The 15,946-nt window shown below is 55.0% G+C and carries 17 protein-coding genes and 4 tRNA genes; 3 read left to right on the top strand and 18 right to left on the bottom strand.

Going from position 1 to position 15,946, the window contains the following annotated elements; genetic code table 11:
* Positions 1 to 22: 22 nt before the first annotated feature.
* The 12 genes from rpoB to M0P56_RS11105 all read right to left on the bottom strand — a co-directional run bounded on the left by rpoB (position 23) and on the right by M0P56_RS11105 (position 9,066).
* Positions 23 to 4,111, bottom strand: a complete 4,089-nt coding sequence (gene rpoB / locus M0P56_RS11160; protein WP_291510102.1) for a DNA-directed RNA polymerase subunit beta — start codon at positions 4,109 to 4,111, stop codon at positions 23 to 25.
* A gap of 124 nt (positions 4,112 to 4,235) precedes the next feature.
* On the bottom strand, positions 4,236 to 4,622 hold the full coding sequence (gene rplL / locus M0P56_RS11155) for a 50S ribosomal protein L7/L12 (RefSeq protein ID WP_291510101.1): 387 nt from the start codon (positions 4,620 to 4,622) through the stop codon (positions 4,236 to 4,238).
* Positions 4,623 to 4,651: 29 nt separating this feature from the next.
* On the bottom strand, positions 4,652 to 5,173 hold the full coding sequence (gene rplJ, locus M0P56_RS11150) for a 50S ribosomal protein L10 (RefSeq protein WP_291510100.1): 522 nt from the start codon (positions 5,171 to 5,173) through the stop codon (positions 4,652 to 4,654).
* 143 nt (positions 5,174 to 5,316) lie between these two features.
* Positions 5,317 to 6,009: a 50S ribosomal protein L1 gene (gene rplA / locus M0P56_RS11145; protein ID WP_291510099.1), complete on the bottom strand. Its 693-nt coding sequence runs from the start codon at positions 6,007 to 6,009 to the stop codon at positions 5,317 to 5,319.
* Positions 6,010 to 6,012: 3 nt separating this feature from the next.
* Positions 6,013 to 6,441 carry a 50S ribosomal protein L11 gene (gene rplK, locus M0P56_RS11140; RefSeq protein WP_291510098.1) on the bottom strand — a complete coding sequence of 143 codons (429 nt, stop codon included), beginning with the start codon at positions 6,439 to 6,441 and terminating at the stop codon, positions 6,013 to 6,015.
* Between the two features lie 54 nt (positions 6,442 to 6,495).
* Complete coding sequence (gene nusG / locus M0P56_RS11135; RefSeq protein WP_291510097.1) at positions 6,496 to 7,029, bottom strand: transcription termination/antitermination protein NusG; 534 nt, start codon at positions 7,027 to 7,029, stop codon at positions 6,496 to 6,498.
* A complete protein-coding gene (secE, locus tag M0P56_RS11130; protein ID WP_291510096.1) occupies positions 7,030 to 7,380 on the bottom strand; it encodes a preprotein translocase subunit SecE in 351 nt (116 codons plus the stop codon).
* A gap of 21 nt (positions 7,381 to 7,401) precedes the next feature.
* Positions 7,402 to 7,477, bottom strand: a tRNA-Trp gene (locus tag M0P56_RS11125).
* A gap of 51 nt (positions 7,478 to 7,528) precedes the next feature.
* Entirely contained in the window at positions 7,529 to 8,719 is a 1,191-nt protein-coding gene (gene tuf / locus M0P56_RS11120) for an elongation factor Tu (protein ID WP_291510095.1), read from the bottom strand.
* 46 nt (positions 8,720 to 8,765) lie between these two features.
* A tRNA-Thr gene (locus tag M0P56_RS11115) sits at positions 8,766 to 8,841 on the bottom strand.
* Positions 8,842 to 8,849: 8 nt separating this feature from the next.
* Positions 8,850 to 8,923 (bottom strand) — tRNA-Gly (locus M0P56_RS11110).
* 58 nt (positions 8,924 to 8,981) lie between these two features.
* Positions 8,982 to 9,066 (bottom strand) — tRNA-Tyr (locus tag M0P56_RS11105).
* A gap of 227 nt (positions 9,067 to 9,293) precedes the next feature.
* Between M0P56_RS11105 and M0P56_RS11100 the strand changes: the two genes are divergently transcribed.
* From M0P56_RS11100 to M0P56_RS11090, 3 genes are all read left to right on the top strand, one after another.
* On the top strand, positions 9,294 to 9,935 hold the full coding sequence (locus M0P56_RS11100) for an OmpA family protein (protein ID WP_291510094.1): 642 nt from the start codon (positions 9,294 to 9,296) through the stop codon (positions 9,933 to 9,935).
* A gap of 93 nt (positions 9,936 to 10,028) precedes the next feature.
* Positions 10,029 to 11,711: a ubiquinone biosynthesis regulatory protein kinase UbiB gene (ubiB, locus tag M0P56_RS11095; protein WP_291510093.1), complete on the top strand. Its 1,683-nt coding sequence runs from the start codon at positions 10,029 to 10,031 to the stop codon at positions 11,709 to 11,711.
* 52 nt (positions 11,712 to 11,763) lie between these two features.
* Entirely contained in the window at positions 11,764 to 12,117 is a 354-nt protein-coding gene (locus M0P56_RS11090) for a lipopolysaccharide assembly LapA domain-containing protein (protein ID WP_291510092.1), read from the top strand.
* Positions 12,118 to 12,132: 15 nt separating this feature from the next.
* Here M0P56_RS11090 and M0P56_RS11085 read toward each other — a convergent pair whose 3' ends face one another.
* From M0P56_RS11085 to M0P56_RS11060, 6 genes are all read right to left on the bottom strand, one after another.
* Positions 12,133 to 12,705, bottom strand: a complete 573-nt coding sequence (locus M0P56_RS11085) for a tetratricopeptide repeat protein (RefSeq protein WP_291510091.1) — start codon at positions 12,703 to 12,705, stop codon at positions 12,133 to 12,135.
* Positions 12,706 to 12,819: 114 nt separating this feature from the next.
* Positions 12,820 to 13,119: a DUF2934 domain-containing protein gene (locus M0P56_RS11080; RefSeq protein ID WP_291510090.1), complete on the bottom strand. Its 300-nt coding sequence runs from the start codon at positions 13,117 to 13,119 to the stop codon at positions 12,820 to 12,822.
* A 125-nt stretch (positions 13,120 to 13,244) separates the two neighbouring features.
* Complete coding sequence (gene nusB / locus M0P56_RS11075) at positions 13,245 to 13,688, bottom strand: transcription antitermination factor NusB (RefSeq protein ID WP_291510089.1); 444 nt, start codon at positions 13,686 to 13,688, stop codon at positions 13,245 to 13,247.
* 10 nt (positions 13,689 to 13,698) lie between these two features.
* On the bottom strand, positions 13,699 to 14,163 hold the full coding sequence (gene ribE / locus M0P56_RS11070) for a 6,7-dimethyl-8-ribityllumazine synthase (RefSeq protein ID WP_291510088.1): 465 nt from the start codon (positions 14,161 to 14,163) through the stop codon (positions 13,699 to 13,701).
* Positions 14,160 to 15,293 (bottom strand): 3,4-dihydroxy-2-butanone-4-phosphate synthase, encoded by a 1,134-nt coding sequence (gene ribB / locus M0P56_RS11065; protein WP_291510087.1) that lies wholly within the window; start codon positions 15,291 to 15,293, stop codon positions 14,160 to 14,162. Before ribB ends, ribE begins: the two co-directional genes overlap by 4 nt.
* Positions 15,290 to 15,946: a riboflavin synthase gene (locus M0P56_RS11060; RefSeq protein ID WP_291510086.1), complete on the bottom strand. Its 657-nt coding sequence runs from the start codon at positions 15,944 to 15,946 to the stop codon at positions 15,290 to 15,292. Before M0P56_RS11060 ends, ribB begins: the two co-directional genes overlap by 4 nt.

The following is a 15,946-nucleotide window of genomic DNA, read 5'->3' as shown; positions in this document are numbered from 1 at the left end:
TTGCCCGCCGCGGGCGGAAATTTTACTTGGATTGCTCCAACTCAATATCGATACCCAAAGAACGCAATTCTTTCAATAACACATTGAAAGATTCCGGCATCCCGGCATCCATGCGGAAATCACCCTTGACGATGGACTCATACATTTTGCTGCGCCCGCTCACGTCGTCCGACTTCACGGTGAGCATTTCCTGCAGAGTGTAAGCCGCACCATAGGCTTCCAGCGCCCAGACCTCCATTTCACCGAAGCGCTGACCACCAAACTGGGCCTTACCACCTAAGGGCTGCTGGGTAACCAGACTATAAGGTCCCGTGGAGCGCGCATGCATCTTGTCATCCACCAAATGATGAAGCTTGAGCATGTAGAGATAGCCCACTGTTACCGGGCGATCAAAGGCGTCACCAGTCCGACCGTCATACAGCGTAACCTGACCGCTGCGCGGCAAATCGGCCAACTCCAACATATCGCGGATCTCCTCCTCGGATGCACCATCAAAGACGGGAGTCGCCATGGGCACACCACTGCGAAGATTTGCCGATAGCTCGCGAATTTCCTGATCGGTCAGGCTGTCGATATCTTCTTTCTTGCCAGAACGGTTGTAGATTTCGGCGAGGAAGGCGCGCATCTCTGCCATAGCGACCTCGCTATCCAGCATCGCGCCTATCTTCTTACCCAGCCCCTTAGCCGCCCACCCAAGATGCGTTTCGAGAATCTGCCCCACGTTCATACGCGAAGGCACGCCCAAAGGATTGAGCACGATATCTACCGGGGTGCCATCGGCAAGATAGGGCATATCTTCTACAGGAACGATCTTCGAGACCACGCCCTTGTTACCGTGGCGTCCCGCCATCTTATCGCCCGGCTGCAAGTGCCTTTTAATGGCCACATGCACTTTTACCATCTTCAGGACACCCGGACTCAAATCATCCCCTTGCGTCAGCTTGCGCCGTTTTTCTTCAAGTACTGCGTCGAGACGCTGGCGCTGTTCCTCGAGTTGCGCGCGGATCTGCTCCAGGGCGTCGTTGCTCTCTTCCGTACGCAACCGGATCTCAAACCATTTAGTACGCGGCAAATCCTTCAGATAAGCCTTTGTCACTTTGTTTCCGGCCGCAAGACCGTTAGGACCACCCTCAGCAACCTTACCAGTAAGCTGACGCTCAATGCGCTGATAACTGTCTTCTTCAACGATACGATATTGATCGTTCAAATCCTTACGAATCCGTGCGAGCTCGTGCTCCTCGATGGACTTGGCACGGGCATCCTTCTCGATACCATCGCGAGTAAAGACCTGCACGTCGATCACCGTACCATACATACCGGCAGGCATCCGCATGGAGTTATCTTTCACGTCTGAGGCTTTTTCACCGAAGATCGCCCGCAGGAGTTTTTCTTCTGGCGTCAGCTGGGTCTCGCCCTTGGGCGTGACCTTGCCCACGAGAATGTCACCGGGCGCCAATTCCGCACCGATTACGACTATGCCGGACTCATCGAGGTGGCGCAGCGCGCCCTCTGCGACGTTGGGGATATCCCGAGTGATTTCTTCTGGTCCCAGTTTGGTGTCACGCGCGAAGACGGAAAATTCCTCAATATGAATGGTAGTGTAACGGTCTTCAGCCACTACGCGTTCCGAGATCAAAATAGAGTCCTCGAAGTTGTATCCGTTCCAAGGCGTAAAGGCCACCAAAATATTCTGGCCAAGAGCCAATTCACCCATCTCTGTGCTCGGCCCATCGGCAAGCACGTCACCGCGACTGACCACATCACCGACTTTGACCACCGGGCGCTGATTCAACGTCGTGTTCTGGTTAGAGCGTGCATACTTCACGAGATTGTAGATATCTACACCGGGCTCTTCGGCTAGGGTTTCTTCATCACTGACGCGAATGACGATACGCGCACCATCGACGATATCCACCACACCGCCACGTCGTGCGACAACAGCCGCGCCCGAATCAATGGCGACTACCCGCTCCATGCCCGTACCCACCATCGGTGCGTCGGAACGCACCGTCGGCACTGCCTGGCGTTGCATGTTAGAGCCCATCAAGGCGCGGTTAGCGTCATCATGCTCTAGGAAAGGGATCATACTGGCCGCTACCGAGACGATTTGCCGCGGCGAAACATCCATGAACTGAACTTGGTCAGGGTTCGCCAGGGCAAATTCGTTCTTGTGTCGGCAAGATACGAGCTCGTCGGTCAGCATGCCACTTTCATCCACCGCCGAGTTCGCTTGAGCAATCACATAATTGCCTTCTTCAATGGCCGAAAGATATTCGATCTCATCGGTCGCGCGGCAATCGACAACGCGCCGATAGGGCGTTTCGAGGAACCCATAGGAATTAGTGCGTGCATAGCAGGATAAACTATTGATCAGACCAATATTCGGGCCTTCTGGCGTTTCAATCGGACAGATACGGCCATAATGTGTCGGATGTACGTCACGCACCTCGAAGCCTGCCCGCTCGCGGGTCAAGCCACCCGGCCCGAGTGCGGAAACCCGGCGTTTATGGGTGACCTCCGAAAGCGGGTTGGTCTGATCCATAAACTGGGAGAGCTGGCTGGAACCGAAAAACTCGTTGACCACCGCCGCAATTGGCTTGGCATTAATGAGATCCTGAGGGGTCAGTCCCTCACTCTCGGCCAGCGCTAGGCGATCCTTCACGGCTCTCTCCACACGTACCAGACCGAGGCGGAACTGGTTCTCCATCAGTTCGCCGACCGAGCGCACACGCCGGTTACCGAGATGATCGATATCATCGATCTCGCCGACGCCATTACGTAGCGCAAGCAGCACTTTGAGGACCGCAATGATATCTTCGCTACTAAGCACGCCGGGACCAGTGATCTCCTCTCGACCCACCCTGCGATTGAACTTCATGCGGCCTACGGCAGACAGATCATAGCGATCCGGACTGAAGAACAGGCCCTGAAAAAGGTTCTGGGCCGCGTCCTTCGTCGGCGGCTCACCCGGACGCATCAGGCGATAAATTTCCATCTGCGCTTCGTGTGCATCACGCGACGTGTCGACGCGCAACGTCTCCGAAATGTAAGGGCCACGATCCAGCTCATTGATATATAGGGTATGCAGTGTGAGCGATGGTCCCTGACGCAGAGCCTCCAAGACCTCGCCGCTTACCGGCTCGTTAGCCTGCACGAGCACTTCGCCGGTTTCTGGGTGCATGACATCTTTCGCGACGACTTTACCCAGAAGGAAGGCATCAGGCACAGGGATCTCGTGCAGACCCCGGACATCGGCAAGTGCCTTTGTTTGACGCGCAGTAATTCGTTTACCCGTCTGCACCAACACTTCACCGGTCTCTGGATTGGCGATGTCAAAGGTCGCCACTTCACCCTGCAAACGTTGGGGAAGTAAGACATACCGCAGATCACCGTCAATTATGCGGAAAGTCTCTGTATCAAAAAACATCTCAAGAATATCCTGAGTGCTGTAGCTTAGGGCGCGCAGAAGGGTCGTTGCTGGCAATTTACGACGACGATCGATGCGTGCATAGACGTGATCCTTGGGATCAAATTCAAAATCTAGCCAGGAGCCTCGATAGGGAATGATGCGCGCGTTAAAAAGGAGTTTTCCCGAAGAGTGGGTCTTACCACGATCATGATCAAAGAAAACGCCCGGCGAACGATGCAATTGCGAAACGATAATACGCTCGGTGCCGTTGATTACGAAGGAACCATGCTCAGTCATCAAGGGCAGTTCGCCCATGTAGACATCTTGCTCCTTCACGTCTTTAACACGTTTGGCCCCCGTGGTGTCATCCTTTTCCATGACCGCCAAGCGCAAGCGCACACGCAGCCCGGCACAGTACGTCAGTCCACGCTGACGGCACTCCACCACATCAAATACCGGTTTTTCGAGACGATAGGAAACATAATCCAGCGTGGCGTTGCCAGAATAGCTCTCCATCGGAAAAATCGAACGGAAAACAGCTTCTAAACCCGTTTCCTTTCGCGCCGCCGGGGGCACGGATTCCTGGAGAAACTCCCGGTAGGAATCCATCTGCGTAGCCAGCAGATATGGCACAGCAAGAATGCTTTGGCTTTTGCCAAAGTCTTTACGAATCCGTTTCTTTTCAGTAAAAGAGTAGGCCATGGATGCTCCGCGCGACGACTGCATGGTTCAGGGACAAGCGGTTAAAGTTGCTTTCCGCAAACAATGAGGGGCTGGCAGCGCTTTACGCCGCCAGCCGATAAGTTTACTACATTTTAACTACGGATTACTTGATCTCCGCCTCGGCACCGGCCTCGACGAGCTGCGCTTTGACGCTTTCCGCTTCTGCCTTGGCTACGCCTTCCTTCACTGGCTTCGGTGCACCATCGACGAGATCCTTCGCTTCCTTCAGGCCAAGACCAGTAATAGCCCGGACCACCTTGATGGTGTTGACTTTGTTGGCACCAGCGCTGGTAAGGATGACGTCAAATTCGGTCTGCTCTTCTACAGCAGCGGCACCTTCACCGCCTGCGGCGCCACCGGCAGGCGCCGCAACCGCGACCGCCGCCGCAGAGACGCCAAACTTCTCTTCCATTTCTTTGATGAGTTCAGACAGTTCCAGAACGGTCATACCAGCGATAGCGTCTAAAATTTCTACTTTGGACAATGCCATTTTACCAACTCCTTATAGTTCAATGTGAGTTAAGCAGCGCGTTGATCGCGGACTGCTGCCAAGGTCCGAACAAAACGGCTTGGGACCTCGTTAAGGGTGCGGACAAAGCCGGAAACCGGTGCCTGCATAGTGCCAAGCAACTTAGCCAGCAACTCTTCGCGTGAGGGCATTTTGCTCAACTGCGCTATTGCCGCTGCATCGATCTGCTTACCACTGAGCACACCACCAGTAATGACCAGTTTGTCGAAACGCTTTGCGTGGTCGGTAAAGAGTTTAGCGAGCGCAACGGGGTCTTCCGCTGCTGCAAACACCAAAGGACCTTTTAACAAGTGGTTCATCACCGCGAAAGACGTTCCCGCGAGCGCGCGCTTCAATAGCGTGTTCTTCACAACCTGCACATGCACCGATTGTTTTTGTGCTTCTGCCCGGAAAACGGTCATTTGTGCCACTGTCAAGCCGCGATACTCTGCTACCACTGTGGCTTGCGCCCCAGCAAGTTTGGCTTGCAAAGTGGTGACGACTTGTTCCTTTTCTGCGAGTTTAAGACTCACGTGAATGTCACCTCCTATCTAACCAAGGCGGCCAAAGGGTTTGGCACGCCGTCGCCTACGCAGGGAAAATCATTAAGGCTTGCGCCCCCTGCGGTCTTCGTACGCCGGCTTGCGCCGACCTTCCCGCCCACAGACGGAAATCTTTAACCGAGGCCACCGATATCCACGGCGACGCCAGGACCCATGGTTGGGGAAAGGCTCACCTTACGAATATATATGCCCTTACTAGTGGCTGGTTTCGCTTTACGCAGGCTGTCAATCAGCGCCAAAAGATTTTCATGCAACGCCTTCACCTCGAAGGAGGACTTGCCGATGGTGCTGTGCACAATACCGCCCTTGTCAGCACGATAACGCACTTGCCCTCCCTTGGCGTTGATTACAGCAGTCCGCACATCTGCAGTCACCGTTCCGACTTTAGGGTTCGGCATCAAACCACGGGGGCCGAGTACAGGACCGAGTGTGCCCACCACACGCATGGCATCCGGCGTAGCAATCACCACATCAAAGTCCATCTGACCGGCCTTCACCTGCTCCGCAAGATCTTCCATGCCGACAATATCGGCGCCAGCCTCACGCGCATCGACTGCTTTATCGGCTGTCGCGAAGACTGCCACCCGCATTTGCTTACCAGTACCATTAGGAAGTACCACGGCGCCACGCACTACCTGATCTGATTTACGCGGATCGATACCCAAGCCCACCGCTACATCTACCGACTCATCGAATTTTGTCGTGGCCATTTTCTTAACGAGTTCGAGAGCTTCCTCTATCGCGTAACGGTTATTTCGATCCACCATCGCCTTGATGGCAAGTGTACGCTTAGACTTCGTCGCCATGTTTCAGCCCTCCACCGTCAAGCCCATACTACGGGCAGTACCACGCACGCTGCGCTTTGCTGATTCGATATTCTGCGTATTGAGATCAGGCATTTTCGTCTTGGCAATTTCTTCGACCTGCGCTTCGGTCACTTTACCCACCTTCACCGTATTGGGGCGCCCGCTCCCCTTTGGCAAACCCGCCGCTTTCATCAACAATACAGCGGCCGGTGGTGTCTTTACTTCAAAAGTGAAGCTTTTGTCTGCAAAAACAGTGATCACCACCGGTAACGGCAAACCAGGCTCAACGCCCTGTGTTTGAGCATTAAACGCCTTACAAAACTCCATGATGTTTAATCCACGCTGACCCAAGGCAGGACCAATAGGCGGGCTTGGATTGGCTTGAGTGGCCTTCACCTGCAGCTTGATATATCCGGTTATTTTCTTTGCCATTAACTTAACTCCTGCGAGGTGCGAACGCCGTCAGGCTCCCTCTGTTGAAGACGATCAGGCCTTTTCGACTTGACCAAAATCCAATTCCACAGGTGTAGAGCGACCAAAAATGGTCACCGAAACCCGCAGCTTGCTCTTTTCGAAATTAACCTCTTCGACAACGCCACTAAAATCCTTGAACGGACCGTCTACAACGCGCACTTGTTCACCCGCATCAAAGCTAAATTTCGGACGCGGCTTCTCAACGCCTTCCTTGATGCGGTCCATAATGGCGTCGGTTTCCGCCTCACTCAGCGGATGTGGGCGCCCCACAGAACCACCGACAAACCCAGTGACCCGCGGCGTGCTTTTGACGAGGTGCCAAGTGACATCGTCCATTTCCATCTGCACCAATACATAACCAGGGTAGAACATCCGTTGCGAGTTCGTCTTTTGGCCATTTCGCATTTCTACCACTTCTTCGACGGGTACAAGGATCTCACCAAATTTATCGGCAAGCCCTTCCCGATTGGCACGCTCGCGGATTTCGCCCTGCACCTTTTTCTCGAAGCCCGAGAACGCATGAACCACATACCAACGCATAGACATTTAGGCGACTCCTCCGAGTAGTAGCCGCACCACCCCAAGGAGTGCCATATCCACCAGCCACAGGAAAAGCGCGATAATCGCGATCAGACCCATAATGACGGCCGTACTACGCAAGACCTCGGGACGCGTCGGCCAGACCACTTTCAGCAACTCCACGTAAGCCTCCCGAAAAAAAACCAGAAGTGCCTTGCCGCTGTTACTGGAAGCGGAAAGCCCTGCGGCAACCAACAAAGCCAGAATCAACGCAGCACCAGGGTAATACGTACCGAGGTGGATGGGGATGAGGAAATAGGCGAACACCCCGAGGGCAGCCAATCCTGCCGCAAAATAGAGCTTCACTTTTTCCGACATGAACACCACACCTTTTCATAATGGCAGGGCAGGAGGGGCTCGAACCCCCAACCTGCGGTTTTGGAGACCGCTGCTCTACCAATTGAGCTACTGCCCTGCAGACGGCAAACGGCGGACAGTGCCGCCGTTCAACACAACAACATGAAACTTACTCGACCACCTTTGAGACCACGCCAGCGCCAACGGTACGGCCGCCTTCGCGGACTGCGAAACGCAGACCTTCTTCCATCGCGATCGGTGCAATCAACGCCACCTTAAACAGAATGTTGTCACCCGGCATCACCATTTCTACTCCTTCCGGCAACTCCACCGCACCCGTTACGTCGGTGGTACGGAAGTAAAACTGCGGACGATAACCATTGAAAAATGGTGTATGACGACCACCTTCTTCCTTGGACAACACATATACTTCGGCCTCAAAACGCGTGTGCGGCTTGATGCTGCCGGGCTTGGCCAGCACCTGACCGCGCTCTACATCATCTTTCTTGGTGCCACGCAGCAGCACGCCGACGTTGTCTCCAGACTGGCCCTGATCCAGAATCTTGCGGAACATTTCGACGCCAGTGACAATGCTCTTGGCCGTGTTGTGAATGCCAATAATCTCAATTTCATCGCCAATCTTGACAATTCCACGCTCAATACGACCCGTCACCACCGTGCCGCGGCCGGAAATCGAGAACACGTCTTCGATCGGCATCAGGAACGGTTTATCGATGGGACGCTCCGGCATGGGGATGTAACTGTCCATGGCATCCGCCAACCTAAAGATAGCAGGCTCGCCGATGTCGCTCTGGTCCCCTTCCAGCGCCTTCAGCGCGGAACCAATGATCACCGGAATGTCGTCGCCGGGGAACTCGTACTTGGAAAGCAATTCCCGCACTTCCATTTCCACCAGCTCCAGCAGTTCGGCGTCATCCACCATGTCCGCCTTGTTCAGGAACACAACAATAAAGGGTACACCCACCTGGCGAGCAAGCAGGATGTGTTCGCGGGTCTGCGGCATGGGCCCGTCCGCTGCCGAGCACACCAGAATAGCACCGTCCATCTGCGCGGCGCCGGTGATCATGTTCTTCACGTAGTCGGCGTGTCCTGGACAGTCAACGTGCGCATAGTGGCGATTTGCGGTTTCATATTCTACATGCGAGGTCGCAATCGTGATCCCGCGTGCCCGCTCTTCCGGCGCATTGTCAATCTGATCATAGGCGCGAATCTCACCACCAAACTTCGCCGACAACACCTTCGTCAGCGCCGCCGTTAATGTGGTCTTGCCATGGTCCACGTGACCAATCGTTCCCACGTTCACATGCGGCTTCGTCCGCTCAAATTTCCCTTTGGACATCAGACACTCCCCAAGAATACCAGACCCAAGTAAAGACCAAAAAATATGGAGCCCACAACCGGATTCGAACCGGTGACCTCTTCCTTACCAAGGAAGTGCTCTACCGACTGAGCTATGTGGGCCTGAACACTGGAGCGGGTGATGGGAATCGAACCCACACCATCAGCTTGGAAGGCTGAGGTTCTACCGTTGAACTACACCCGCACAATATAACTCACAACTACGCCCTGCGCTCAGCAATTAAAACATCTACAGCAGCAATTGGTGGAGGGGGGAGGATTCGAACCTCCGAAGGCAGAGCCGTCAGATTTACAGTCTGATCCCTTTGACCGCTCGGGAACCCCTCCCACGATTAGCGGCGCATTGTGCGGCTTAGACGTTTCCTTGTCAAGCAAGTCGGGCGGCTGTGGGTGGCGGTCATTTTGGGCACAGCGGTCAGCATTTTGATGATTCATGCATATCTTGCGCCTTCGGCGCCTTGACAAAGTTGCCCATTTACAACATCCTCCATAAGAGTGGTAAAGATTTTTTGCCGGGCAGATTCGCCAGGGCTTGAGAGAGGAGGGTTTCAATAATGCAACATATTAAACAAATTGCGCTGTTGGTTGCCATCAGCGGGGGGCTTCTCGCCAGCGCCGCCTATGCGGACGATGGCTACGTAGGTTATGCAATAGAACACGGTGCCAAGCCCGTTGTCACCAGCACGGGCATCTGTGTACGTGGCGGACGCCCGGTCACTGACGGTCCTGTGCCCGCCTACTGTGCCCCGGCACCGGTCGCAGTGGCGGTCGCACCGACGCCTCCCGCGCCAGCACCCGCGCCCATCGCACCTGTAGAGCGGACGATTCTAGTCAGCAAGCCGATCACCATTACTGGAATTAACTTCAAGTTTGATTCATACAAGCTTCTGGATCATGACATCAAGGTCCTTGACCAGGTGGCGAGCTTTGCAAAAAACCACCCGAATGCCGTACTCGACGTCAACGGCTATTGCAGCAAGGTGGGCACTTATGCGTACAATCTTAAGCTATCCAAACTGCGTGCCCGAAGTGTAGCGCAGTACCTGAAGCAACATGGAGTGACAAGCGATCGCATGGTACTCAAGGGGCACTCCTATGACAATCCAGTAGCCACTAACGCGACCCGACAAGGTCGATTCCTGAATCAGCGTGTGGAAATCAATTCTAACATCAAGGTGCAGAAGACCGTTCAGTAATTTCCTCCCAGCGCTAAAAGGGCGGGCGAACTAAGGCCCGCTTTTTTATTCCATGGCGGTGCGCGGCGTCATTTCCGTGATAGACTAGCCACCATGCGACAATCCTTCCTCCGTTTTGTACGTACGCTGCACATCACCCGCGTTCTCGTGCGTTATCGCCTGGACGATGTGCTCTATTTCCTCCCTTTGTTAAAACCCTATCAGGCTATTCTACGCCTAAGTCCTATGGCTTGGCTGGGACCGCGTCCGCAGGGCACCTTCGCCGAACGCTTGCGTGAGGCCCTAGAAACCCTGGGACCCACCTTTATCAAACTCGGACAGATGCTTTCAACCCGCCGAGATTTGCTTCCCGAGCATATTACTCAGGAACTCGCGAAACTTCAGGATGCTGTACCCCCCTTCCCGTCAAACGTCGCTCGGCAGATTATCGAGGCGGCACTTGGTAAACCGATTGAAGCGGTCTTCTCTCAATTTGAAGATCAGCCTGCTGCTGCGGCGTCCATTGCCCAGGTACACTTTGGACAGTTACTGGACGGCCGTGAGGTGGCAATCAAAGTCCGACGCCCTGGCCTGCAGTGGATTATTGATCAGGACCTGGCGATACTCGCCCTGCTCGCGGATCTCGCGGAGCGCTATTCTCAGGAGGGTCGTCGCTTGAGAATACGCGCGGTTGTCACCGAATATGCCAAAACCATTCGCGGTGAATTGGATCTACTACGTGAGGCGGCCAACGCCAGCCAGTTGCGGCGTAATTTTTCTGCCGAGACAGACCTACTCTATGTACCTGAAATATACTGGGATTACTGCGCGCCACCAGTATTGGTAATGGAGCGCATCTATGGCATTCCTATCGGTCAGCGCGACGCATTGCATAACGCAGGCATTGATTTTGACCAACTCTCGCGACGCGCCGCAGAAATCTTTTTTCGCCAGGTCTTTCGCGACGCATATTTCCATGCGGACATGCATCCCGGCAACGTCTTTATTGATCCGAAGAATGGACGCTTTATCGCCGTTGATTTTGGTATAATGGGCAGCCTGGATGACGCGAGCCAGCATTACCTCGCTGAAAATATGATTGCATTTTTCCGGCGCGACTACCGGCGCGTAGCAGAAGCGCATGTGGAAGCCGGATGGGTACCACCAGACACTAACGTACAAGATTTCGAAACAGCCATTCGTGCCATTGCCGAACCAGTATTTGAAAAGCCCCTGAATGAAATATCCGTCGCCAGTCTCTTGCTTCGCCTCTTCCAGACGACGCGCACCTTTCAAATGCAAACTCAGCCACAACTCCTGCTACTCCAAAAAACACTGGTCAACGTCGAAGGCATTGCCCGCGATTTCAACCCGGCACTCAACATCTGGGAAGTCGCGACACCGCTGTTGACGGAATGGCTCAGTCGTCAGCGCGGGCCGCAGGGCTGGTGGTCCGAACTTAAACAATACTTCCCACAATGGGGATTGGTGCTGCCCGAAATGCCGGTACTCCTGCACAACATCCTGCGCCAGGCCCAACAGGGGGAGCTGCCGCTGGTGATTCGCAATAACGACATCGAGGGCATTCGGCAGGAACTGCACAGTGGTTTGCAAATGCTTACCTATGGCGTAGGCGGCACATTCATTGTGGTAGGCTTAGGCATTATCGCGGCGCTGGAGCATCGGCTGGATAGCCCGATACTCAATTTGCCGGTATGGGCTTGGCTGATCATCCTGCCCACGGCACTCTGGGCCGGGACCAGTTGGGTGCGCAGCGTATTTTTCAGGCGTGGTTAAAGCATCTAAGTTACTGTTACAACAAATACGCAACCAAGCAAAGGAGGATGCCATGTGGATGGTTGTTTCTTTTTTGATAGCGGCACTGGCTGTCATTTTTGCAGTTCAGAACGGGGCACCCGCCACTATTCATTTCTTCTCGTGGACGTTTGCACAATCCCAGGGTGTAGTCCTGCTCAGTGGTTTCGTCGCCGGCTTTATTGCGAGCATGCTGATTTATCTACCCACGCATATTCGTAACAAACTAAAGATCCGTCGCCATGAACGACGTGTGATCGACCTTGAAGGGCAACTCAACGCCGAACGCGGCAAGCGGGAGTACATCGAAAAGGAACATGCCGCCGCTATGCGTGTCCAGAAAGGTAACGGCACAGCGGCCGACAATACAGAAAAAAGCACCGATTAAATGATCAGCCGCACATCAGGGCTCGACTAAGTTTTTTTTCTCGACAGCAGCCATTGTTTGAGGCTCTGGGTGCATACGCGCCAACGTTGCCAAGTTACTGGTGGCCAGGGTATTCCCGAGTGCTGCGGCCTTGTGCCACCAAAGGCTGGCCTTGCTATAATCCTGTGGTACCCCTTGCCCTAAGAAATAGAGATTACCTAGGTTGTACTGCGCGGCGGCAATACCCTGCGCTGCCGCCTTCTCCCACCAGTAAGCTGCTTTGGTTTCATTCTTACTGACACCTTGCCCGAAATAATACTGCATGCCGAGGTTATATTCGGCCTTGGCATAGCCATGGAGGGCAGCCTTCTCAAACCACTGTGCGGCCAAACCATAATTTTGCGGAACCCCATTACCTAGGGCACAACGGGTGCCAATCGTGTTTTCCAGCTTGGCGGTAGTGAGATCGGCGGGGTGGGTAGTAGCCACATCCTCCAGATCTGCCCTAGGTGTGGTCAGCGCTTCAGCCACGGGAATGGAAAGTACCAAAACTGCTGCGCCACATACAGCGAGGAGGGAACGTTTACTGAAATCATGATGAGCGCGCATAGAAACTCCAAGCTAATTGACAATATCTTCGAAGTGAAGAGGTTACACCCAAAACCTTATGCGTCGCCAGAAGTTTGTCTGGCGCCCGCCGAAACGGCATTTAGACTGGCCGCATCAGGCCCCTTTAGTGGATAGCTGAGCGTCGATCCAGGCCTCCGCTGCGTACCAATCTGCCTGGTAATCGCATCCCGCAAAGCTGCGGGCCTCAGCGAGATAGTAGGCACGTTCAGCAATCATGCGCTGACGATCGGCGGCAGAAACTGCAAGGGACTTTGAGCGCCTCCCCGCACTACGCGGCATTTTCACCGGTGCAGTGTCTTCCGCTGGTTTAGGGGCGCGAGCGGCGCGCACCTTGGGCGCAGCTGAAACTTCCTTGGGCTTTGTGACTCGTTTTTTAGGTTGTTCATCCGCCATGGCTACACTCCTGGGAACATGGAAAGACCGCCTTAGAGGTGATAGCACAAGATGGCAGATTTTTCAAAGTCAGGACAAGACCTTTTTCCGGTCGGCAGGAGCAAAAGCAGACTGGTTGCGATTTGTCAGCGACCAGCCTGCAAAGTCTCCGGAGCGCGCCATTTCTGCGCCAGCTTATCCAGGACGGCGTTCACAAAGCGATGGCCCTGCTCACCACCGAAGTCTTTACCCAGCTCTATGGCTTCATTGATGATCACCCGGTAGGGCGTTTGCGGATAGTCCCGCAATTCGTAGGCCGCCAAACGCAGAATCGCCCGTTCGACTTCGCTGACTTCATCGCTCCAGCGGCGATCCTGAACCTCCTGGGCAATGGCAGGGTCCAGCTCCGGGATTGCGGCACAAACCCCTTGCCAAAGACTTTTGAAAAAAGCAACATCGGCGCCCTGCAGGCGCTCGGGGTCAGAGATAAATTGCAACTCGATCTCGGTGCAGAGGCCAGGATTCATCTGCCACTGATAGAGGGCCTGAACGGCAGCTTGACGCGCCAGACGACGGCGACTGATTTTCATGGGGCGCTGTTCATATCTGACGCAATAACTGCACCATTTCCAGCGCAGTCATGGCAGCATCAAAGCCTTTATTGCCCGCTTTAGTTCCGGCGCGCTCAATGGCCTGCTCAATGCTATCCGTGGTCAGCACCCCAAAAATCACCGGGACCCCCGTGTCCATGGATACTTGGGCCACGCCTTTGGACACTTCGGCCGCGACATAATCAAAATGTGGAGTGCCCCCGCGAATCACCGCGCCCAAACAAAGCACTGCATCATAATTGCCACCGCGCGCGAGTTTCTGCGCGACCAGCGGCATCTCATAGGCACCCGGCACATAAACGACGTGAAGCTGTTCTTCTTTTGCACCGTGACGACGCAACGCGTCGATGGCACCCTGCTCGAGCTGTTGGGTAATAAAGCTGTTGAAGCGGCCGACCAACAGAGCAAACCGATGCTCACCAGCCTGCAAACTGCCCTCGATATGACGAATCATGACTCATCCTCGGAAACTTCCTGAAAGGGGCGCTGATCGACGATCTCCAACCCGAAGCCGCCGATACCACGGTATTGAAACTGGCTGTCGCTCAGGACCACTGCCCGATGTACTCCCAGATCAGAGAGAATCTGGGCGCCGATACCAAAGGTGCGCAGGACACGTCCGGCGTCACTCGCCTGGCCAGGTCCCTTGGGCTTTTCAGGCAGCGCGGCAACATCTCGCAGAAGTTCTTCGACACTCTCCTGATGGTGGAGGTAGACCAGCACGCCACAGCCCTCCGCGGCGATGCGCCGCAGAGCTATGGTGTTTGGACTGGCATCACCGGTGAACAGATCATTCAGTGTTTTGCCAACCTGTACCCGCACCAATATGGGTTCATCACACGCTTCCAGATCGCCGAGAACCAGGGCGAAGTGCGTTTCATTGACGACCCAGTCACGATAAACATGGAGCTGGAAGTTGCCGTATGGGGTATGCCACGGACCGCTCGCCTCGCGCTGTATGATACGCTCCCGTTCCAAGCGGTAGCTAATCAGATCGGCAATGGTGCCAATTTTGAGGCCGTGTTCTGCCGCATAGGGGAGCAGGTCGGGCAAACGCGCCATTTCACCGTCGGCGTTGAGAATTTCGCAGATGACGCCAGCGGGTTTGCAGCCCGCCAGCCGAGCAATATCTACTGCCGCTTCTGTATGACCGGCACGAACCAGTACACCCCCGGCTTCTGCCGCCAAGGGAAAGATATGACCGGGCATCACAATGTCCTCAGGCCCTGCGTCATCGGCAATGGCCGCCTGAATCGTCACGGCGCGGTCAGCGGCAGAGATACCGGTGGTGACACCGTGGGCGGCCTCAATCGAGACCGTGAACGCGGTGCCTAAGCTGGCCGTGTTGTGGCCCACCATCTGTGGAAGACGCAATTGCCCACAACGTTCGCGGGTGAGCGGTAGACACACAAGACCACGCGCCTGAGAGACCATGAAGTTGATGGCGGCAGGCGTCACAAACTCCGCCGCCATAATGAGGTCGCCTTCGTTTTCACGCCCCTCGTCATCCATCAGGATCACCATGCGTCCGGCGGCGATGTCGGCGATGATTTCCTCGGTGGGACTGATATCGGCACTGCTCATACGGGGAACCCTTTTGCGGCCAGCGAATCGCGCGTAATTTCCGATTTTAACCCGGACCTGGGGTCCGTGACCACCCAGCGCTCCAGATAGCGGGCGATGAGGTCTACCTCCAGATTGACGGCCTGTCCCGACCGCCACTGCGCGGCCGTCGTCTGCTCCAGTGTATGGGGGATGACATTGAGCGTGAACAGGTCACCATGGAGCGCATTGACGGTTAAACTGATACCGTCCACGCAGATGCTGCCCTTGGCGGCGATATAACGCAGCAGACCGAGCGGCGCGGCGATGGCAAATACCTGCGAACGTCCCGACAGGCTCACTTCACGAACATGTCCGACACCATCCACGTGGCCTGTGACCAGATGCCCTCCCAAGCGATCGGCCAGACGCAAGGCTTTTTCCAGATTGACCGGGCTGCCGGGCTTGAGACGCCCAAGAAGGGTTTTATCGAGGGTTTCGCGGGAGACATCGACGGTGAAAGTATCGCGCTGGACTTCCACCACCGTCAGACAGGCGCCGGAGACCGCAATGCTATCACCCAACAGAACATCGCTGAGATCAAGCTTCCCGGCTGCAACAATCATCCGCAGGTCGCCGCCCTGGGGCTGTACGCCACAAATCTGGCCCAAGCCCTGAATAATACCGGTAAACAT

It is taken from the genome of Acidithiobacillus sp. (assembly GCF_023229925.1).
Lineage (GTDB): Bacteria > Pseudomonadota > Gammaproteobacteria > Acidithiobacillales > Acidithiobacillaceae > Acidithiobacillus.
The sequence above is the reverse complement of the archived record's forward strand: the minus strand, read 5'-3'. Positions and strand labels throughout refer to the sequence as shown.

Excerpts from the sequence above, each read along its gene's own strand:
- rpoB (WP_291510102.1), bottom strand. The coding sequence starts at position 4,111 with ATGGCCTACTCTTTTACTGAAAAGAAACGGATTCGTAAAGACTTTGGC.
- rplL (WP_291510101.1), bottom strand. The coding sequence starts at position 4,622 with ATGGCATTGTCCAAAGTAGAAATTTTAGACGCTATCGCTGGTATGACC.
- rplA (WP_291510099.1), bottom strand. The coding sequence starts at position 6,009 with ATGGCGACGAAGTCTAAGCGTACACTTGCCATCAAGGCGATGGTGGAT.
- rplK (WP_291510098.1), bottom strand. The coding sequence starts at position 6,441 with ATGGCAAAGAAAATAACCGGATATATCAAGCTGCAGGTGAAGGCCACT.
- nusG (WP_291510097.1), bottom strand. The coding sequence starts at position 7,029 with ATGTCTATGCGTTGGTATGTGGTTCATGCGTTCTCGGGCTTCGAGAAA.
- secE (WP_291510096.1), bottom strand. The coding sequence starts at position 7,380 with ATGTCGGAAAAAGTGAAGCTCTATTTTGCGGCAGGATTGGCTGCCCTC.
- tuf (WP_291510095.1), bottom strand. The coding sequence starts at position 8,719 with ATGTCCAAAGGGAAATTTGAGCGGACGAAGCCGCATGTGAACGTGGGA.
- M0P56_RS11100 (WP_291510094.1), top strand. The coding sequence starts at position 9,294 with ATGCAACATATTAAACAAATTGCGCTGTTGGTTGCCATCAGCGGGGGG.
- ubiB (WP_291510093.1), top strand. The coding sequence starts at position 10,029 with ATGCGACAATCCTTCCTCCGTTTTGTACGTACGCTGCACATCACCCGC.
- M0P56_RS11090 (WP_291510092.1), top strand. The coding sequence starts at position 11,764 with ATGTGGATGGTTGTTTCTTTTTTGATAGCGGCACTGGCTGTCATTTTT.
- M0P56_RS11085 (WP_291510091.1), bottom strand. The coding sequence starts at position 12,705 with ATGCGCGCTCATCATGATTTCAGTAAACGTTCCCTCCTCGCTGTATGT.
- M0P56_RS11080 (WP_291510090.1), bottom strand. The coding sequence starts at position 13,119 with ATGGCGGATGAACAACCTAAAAAACGAGTCACAAAGCCCAAGGAAGTT.
- nusB (WP_291510089.1), bottom strand. The coding sequence starts at position 13,688 with ATGAAAATCAGTCGCCGTCGTCTGGCGCGTCAAGCTGCCGTTCAGGCC.
- ribE (WP_291510088.1), bottom strand. The coding sequence starts at position 14,163 with ATGATTCGTCATATCGAGGGCAGTTTGCAGGCTGGTGAGCATCGGTTT.
- ribB (WP_291510087.1), bottom strand. The coding sequence starts at position 15,293 with ATGAGCAGTGCCGATATCAGTCCCACCGAGGAAATCATCGCCGACATC.
- M0P56_RS11060 (WP_291510086.1), bottom strand. The coding sequence starts at position 15,946 with ATGTTTACCGGTATTATTCAGGGCTTGGGCCAGATTTGTGGCGTACAG.